Origin of the sequence: Kitasatospora sp. NPDC059599, from assembly GCF_042735125.1 — a bacterium.
In the GTDB taxonomy this organism is placed as follows: domain Bacteria; phylum Actinomycetota; class Actinomycetes; order Streptomycetales; family Streptomycetaceae; genus Kitasatospora.
In genome coordinates, this window is the sequence record NZ_JBHWCL010000117.1 from 25,029 (window position 1) to 31,180 (window position 6,152).

Below are 6,152 nucleotides of genomic sequence, written 5' to 3' on the forward strand. Positions count from 1 at the left end.
ACCGGCGGCTCGACGCGGTGTCAGCTGCAGGACACGCCCGCGGACTGCCAGGTGGCGGCGTCGACCATCTTGGTCGGGGCGAAGGCCTCCTTGGGGAAGTCCTTGCCGTTCTTGAGCTTGTCGTACATGGTCTGCACCGACAGGGCGCCGACGTCCTTGCCGTTGATGAACAGGGCGGCCTTCATGCCGGAGGGCTTGCCGGAGGCCCAGTTCTTGCACGCCAGGTAGGCGCCCAGCCCGACACCGTCGATGTCGTCCGGGCTGATCCCGGCGTTCTGCAGGGCGGTGACGGCGCCCTGGACGTTCTCGTCGTTGCAGCCCCACGTCACCCAGTGCTTGACGCCGGGGTTGGCGGTGATGGTGGCGGCGACCTTGTCCTGCGCGCCGGTCGGGGTGTTGTCGGTCGCGACGTCGATCAGCTGCACGCCCGGCACGGCCTGGTCGAAGGCCGCCCGGGCGGCCTTGACGCGGTCGCCGCAGACGGTGACGTCCTGCTTCCAGGCGGAGATGATCCGGGTGTCGCCCGCGTTCCAGCCGGCCTTCTTGAACTCCTCGGCGGCGCGCTTGCCGACCTCGCCGCCCATCTGCTCGCCGGAGAAGCCGATCCGGGGCACCAGGTCGCCGGCCGCGCACTGCGCCGGGGCCGGTCCGCTCGCGCAGACCTGGTCGTCGGAGGTGAGCAGCGCGGCCTTCGCGTCCCGGGCCGTCTGGACCACCTGCGGGCCGACCGCCGGGTCCGGCACCACGATGATCAGGCCGTTGCTCTTCTGCGCGATCGCGGCCTGCACCTCTCCGACCGTCTTGTTGGCGTCGTTGCCGAGGTTCACCACCTTCAGGTCGGCACCCAGTTCTGCCGCCTTGGCCTTCGCACCCGCGGCCTCGTCCACGAAGTACTGCTGGTCGCCCTGCTTCTGCAGGTAGGTGATCGTGACCTTGCCGGACACCGGCGCGACCGGGGCGTCCGCGCTGTTGGAGGACGTCTGTCCGGTGGAGCAGGCGGTCAGGCCGAAGGAGGTGACCAGGGTCAGCGCGGTGAGCGAGGCCAGACGGGCGCGGCGGGAGAGGTGCATGGTGGGGGCTCCTGGGGGTGTGGGACTGATCGGCTAGAAGCAACAGAACCAATCAGAAAGCATCGCAATCAAACGCGACGTGTCATAAGAAAGCGCCTGTCCTGGAGCTGAGTCAAGCTCAAGTTTCGGGTTGGGAGCCCATTGAGACCGTCTCGTTATGCCGCCGGGCCGCAGGCTCGGCGCGAGGCCGGTGAGCCGAGCCTCGATCCCCCGGATCGAAGCAGGTCGTAGGCGTGTTCGACAGAACCTACCGATTGGTAGGTTCTTGCCCTGGACAGCTTCGAGCAAAGCCGGGGCGGCGTCAATAGCGCCTGGCAGGGGCATGGCGGCGAAGGGGTGTCGGGACCCGGCCGGCGCCCCGGGGCGGCCGCCGCCTGCTGTCGGTCGGCTGGCCGATCGCGTTGTATTTCATCCGAAGTTGTTGATTGTTGTTGAAAGCTGGGTCTACTGTCCTCCCCGGCATGTCGGCATGCACCCGCCGGCAACATCCATGCGTCCGGTCCGGGCGCCGAGTCCCGGTGGCCCCACCCCCGCAGACCCGACCCGGCACGGATCCCACCCCACCTCACCCCACCCCGGAGACGCCCATGGGCCGTCAACATCCGACCTCGACCTGGCGCACCGCGCTGAGTGCGACACTCGTCCTCGCCGGCGCGCTGGGCGGCCTGACCGCGCCGGCGGCCGCCCGGGCCGCCGCGCCGCAGGCCGCCACCACCACCGCCGTCACCGTCGACGGCACCAAGCCGGGCCTCACCTTCGACGGGGTCGGTGCGATCTCCGGCGGCGGCGGCAACTCGCGCCTGCTGGTGGACTATCCGGAGCCCCAGCGCAGCCAGCTGCTCGACTACCTGTTCAAGCCCGGCTACGGCGCCTCGCTGCAGGTGCTGAAGCTGGAGATCGGCGGCGACACCAACTCCACCGACGGCGCCGAGCCGAGCATCGAGCACACCCGGGGCACCGTCGACTGCAACCAGGGCTACGAGTGGTGGGTGGCCGAGCAGGCCAAGGCCCGCAACCCCGACATCACGTTCTACGGCCTGTCCTGGGGCGCCCCCGGCTGGATCGGCAACACCGGCAGCGGCGGGAACTTCTGGTCCCAGGACTCCATCGGCTACCTGATGGACTGGATGGGCTGCGCCGCCCAGCACCACCTGAACGTCTCCTACCTCGGCGGGTGGAACGAGCGCAGCTTCGACAAGGCCTGGTACGAGAACCTCAAGAGCACGCTCGTCGCCCGCGGTTACGGCGCCACCAAGGTCGTCGCCGCCGACGACACCTGGGACGTGGCCGACGCCATGGCCACCGACCCGGCGTTCAAGAACGCCGTCGACATCGTCGGCGTGCACTACCCCTGCGGGTACATGAGCTCCTTCACCGACTGCCCCAGCACGGCGAACGCCCAGGCGCTCGGCAAGCCGCTGTGGGCGAGCGAGAACGGCTCCGAGGACGCCGACGGCGGCGCCCCCGCGGTGGCGCGCGGGATCAACCGCGGCTACCTCGACGGAAAGATGACCTCGTTCCTCAACTGGCCGGTCATCGCCGCGCTCTACCCCGACCTGTTCTTCTCCACCGACGGCATGTCGATCGCCAACCAGCCCTGGTCCGGCAACTACGGCATCGGCAGGACGACCTGGGTCACCGCGCACACCACCCAGTTCACCCAACCGGGCTGGCGCTACATCGACGCCGCGAGCGGCTACCTCGGCGGTGCGCGCGCCAACGGCAGCTACGTCACGCTGAAGAGCCCGAACAAGCGCGACTACAGCACCGTCATCGAGACCCTGGACGCCGCCGCCGCCCAGACCGCGAGCTTCACCGTCACCGGCGGCCTGTCCACCGGCAAGGTCCACGTCTGGTCCACCGACCTCGACTCGACCGACCCCGCGGACTGGTTCGTCCACCAGCAGGACATCACCCCGGCGCACGGCAGCTACACCCTCACCCTGCAGCCCGGCCGGGTCTACACCGTGACCACCACCACCGGTCAGGGCAAGGGCACCGCCACCCCGCCGGCCGCCGCGCCGATGAAGCTGCCCTACGCGGACGGCTTCGAGACGCCCGCGACGACCACCTCGCCGACGTACTTCTCGGACATGAACGGCGCCTTCCAGACCGTCGCCTGCGGCGGCGGCCGGAGTGGCACCTGCCTGCGCCAGATGGCCCCGACCAGGCCGATCCACTGGACGGACGAGCCGTACAACGCCCCGTACACGATGATGGGCGACGGCAGCTGGTCCAACTACACCGTCACCGCCGACACCATGTTCGAGCAGTCGAGTACCGTCGAGCTCCTCGGCCGGGTGAACCAGCAGGGCCGCAACAACAACGGCCTGAACGCCTACCACCTGCGGGTGAGCGACACCGGCGCCTGGTCCATCGACAAGAGCGACACCAGCTGGAACTTCACCACGCTCGCGAGCGGCACCACCCCCGCCCTCGGCACCGGCCGCTGGCACACCGTCGCGCTCACCCTGGACGACGCGACCCTCACCGCGAGCATCGACGGCGCCGCCGTGGGCAGCGCGACCGACGCGAGCTTCACCAACGGGCGGGCCGGCCTCGGCGTGACCGGCTACCAGACCGACCAGTTCGACAACTTCGCACTCACCCCCGGCACGCCCACCACCCACACCGGCCCGATCGCCTCCGCACTGCCCGGCACCTGCGCCCGCCCCACCGCCGGCACCAGCGGCGCCGCCGTCCAGCTCTGGGCCTGCGACGGATCCGCCGAGCAGGTGTGGACCCGCTCCAACGGCACCCTCACCCACAACGGCAAGTGCCTCGACGTCACCGGCGCCGCCACCGCCAACGGTGCCGCGGTCGAACTGTGGGACTGCACCGGCGGCGCCAACCAGCAGTGGACGCCCCAGCCGGACGGCACCCTGAAGAGCGCTCAGTCCGGCCGCTGCCTCGACGACCCCGCCGCGGCCACCGCCGACGGCACCCCGCTGGAGATCTGGGACTGCAACGGCGGCGCCAACCAGCGCTGGACGCTGCCGTAGCCCCCTGACCGCCCGGGCCGATCCGACACGGTCCGACGCGGTCTGCCGGGCCCGAGCGGCACCCTGTCCGGCCCCGAGCGGCACCCCGCCCGGGGCCGGACCGCACCCCCGCACGCTCAAAGTTGTCTGGCCACGTTCGGTCGGTGTTCTTCCATTGGACAGCGCCGACCGGTACTTATGTCCCGCTCATGGCGAACAGCCATGTGGCCCACCCCTCACCAACGGGACGAGGTACCCCTATGCGACTGCGCTCGAGCACCATCGGCGGGCTGCTCGCCGCCCTGCCCCTGGTCGGCGCACTGGTCGTCGCCACTCCCGCCACCGCCGGAGCGACGGGCAGCAGCGGCAACCTGATCACCAACGGCGACGCGGAGGCCGGCGGCTACTGCACCGGCGACTGGAGCGCGGCCAGTACTGTCCCCGGCTGGACGGTCCAGGCCGGCGCCATCGACGCGATGTGCCACTCGGTCGCCTCCTTCGGCCTGCCGAGCGACGGCCGGACACCGGGCAAGGCCTTCTTCGGGCCCGGCAACTTCGGCGACGGCTCGATGGCCCAGACCGTCGACGTGTCCTCGGCCGCCACCGCGATCGACGGCGGCGGCGTGCACTTCAACCTCTCCGGCTGGCTGGGCGGTTGGACCATCAACGGCGGCTACGTCGCCGTCAGCCTGCACTTCCAGGACGCGGCCGGCCGGCCGCTCGGCGCCACCGCCAATCTGCCGACCGTCTCCGCGACGGACCGCGGCCTGTCCACCAAGTTCCTCTCCCGCAGCACCACCGGCGCCGTCCCGGCCGGAACGAGGTCGATCCAGGTCGAGGCGCAGTTCCTGTCCACCTCCAGCGAGAGCGGCTACCTGGACAACCTCTCGCTCACCCTCGACACCCCGGTCACCGCGCCCGCGCCGCTCACCCCGCCCGCGTCCGCCGTACCCGGCTACGACCACGTGTTCGTCGTCATGATGGAGAACACCGACTACGCCCAGATCATGAACGACCCGGCGGGCACGCCGTTCATCCACGGCCTGATGTCCCAGGGCGCCACCCTCACCGACTCCCACGGCACCTACCACCCGAGCGACGAGAACTACCTCTCCATCGCCGGCGGTGACACCTACGCCAAGGGCGCCGTCTACTTCCCCAACATCAACTCCCCGCAGCGCAACCTCGGCGACACCATCGAGGAGGCCGGCAAGACCTGGAAGGCCTACGAGCAGGGCATGGGCACCCCCTGTAACACCGGGAAGAGCGCAGACAGCTACTACGAGCCCGACGACGCGCCGTTCATCAACTACACCGACATCAGCGGCAACCCGGCCCGCTGCGCGGCGCACCTCGTCGACACCACCCAGCTCACCACCGACCTGCGGTCCGCGGCCACCACCCCGAACTTCTCCTGGATCGCCGCCGACGACTACTACGACGGCGAGGCCTCCGGCAACGGCAGCGCCACCAGCCTGAAGGTGCAGGACGGCTGGCTGCAGCAGACCCTCGCCCCCGTGCTGTCCTCCCCGGCCTGGACCCAGCAGCGCTCGCTGCTACTGCTGACCTGGGACGAGAGCAACTCCGAGGCCTACAACCACCTCGCCACCGTCGTCGTCGGCTCGCAGGGCACCGTCCCGGCCGGAACCAGTAGCCCGCTGCACTACGACCACTACAGCGTCGGCCGCACCATCGACGCGGCCCTCGGCCTGCCGGGCCTGACGGCCAACGACACCTACGCGACGCCGCTCAACGCCGCGTTCGCGCCGTCCCGGGCGACCGCGCCCACGCTGACCGGCGACCTCAACGCGGTGGCCAATGGCGGCAACGTCACCCTCCGCTACGCTCTGCCGAACGCCCCGCAAGCCGGGGCGAAGAACTGGGTCGGCGTCTACCCGGCGGGCGTCACCCCGGGCGCCCGGTCCTCGCTGACCTGGGCCTACACGCCGAACCAGAGCGGTGCGGTCACCTTCTCCACCGGCAAGCTGAACGGCGCCGGCGCGTATGACGCCTACTACCTCGCCAACGACGGCTACACGGTGCTGGCCGGGCCTGTCCGCCTGACCGTCGGCTGACGGCCCCCGGTGCGGCGGGGCCGGAC

The 6,152-nt window shown here is 70.7% G+C and carries 3 protein-coding genes; 2 read left to right on the forward strand and 1 reads right to left on the reverse strand.

Annotated elements, in window-relative coordinates; all coding sequences use genetic code 11:
* Positions 1-20 precede the first annotated feature (20 nt).
* Positions 21-1,070 carry a substrate-binding domain-containing protein gene (locus ACFV04_RS31660; protein WP_380534216.1) on the reverse strand — a complete coding sequence of 350 codons (1,050 nt, stop codon included), beginning with the start codon at positions 1,068-1,070 and terminating at the stop codon, positions 21-23.
* A 587-nt stretch (positions 1,071-1,657) separates the two neighbouring features.
* Between ACFV04_RS31660 and ACFV04_RS31665 the strand changes: the two genes are divergently transcribed.
* Both ACFV04_RS31665 and ACFV04_RS31670 read left to right on the forward strand, forming a co-directional pair.
* Positions 1,658-4,072, forward strand: coding sequence for a ricin-type beta-trefoil lectin domain protein (locus ACFV04_RS31665; protein ID WP_380534218.1), 2,415 nt, complete (start codon positions 1,658-1,660; stop codon positions 4,070-4,072).
* Positions 4,073-4,311: 239 nt separating this feature from the next.
* Complete coding sequence (locus ACFV04_RS31670; protein ID WP_380534220.1) at positions 4,312-6,126, forward strand: alkaline phosphatase family protein; 1,815 nt, start codon at positions 4,312-4,314, stop codon at positions 6,124-6,126.
* Positions 6,127-6,152 lie beyond the last annotated feature (26 nt).

Coding starts and splice junctions, on each gene's coding strand:
- ACFV04_RS31660 (WP_380534216.1), bottom strand. CDS start 1,070: ATGCACCTCTCCCGCCGCGCCCGTCTGGCCTCGCTCACCGCGCTGACC.
- ACFV04_RS31665 (WP_380534218.1), top strand. CDS start 1,658: ATGGGCCGTCAACATCCGACCTCGACCTGGCGCACCGCGCTGAGTGCG.
- ACFV04_RS31670 (WP_380534220.1), top strand. CDS start 4,312: ATGCGACTGCGCTCGAGCACCATCGGCGGGCTGCTCGCCGCCCTGCCC.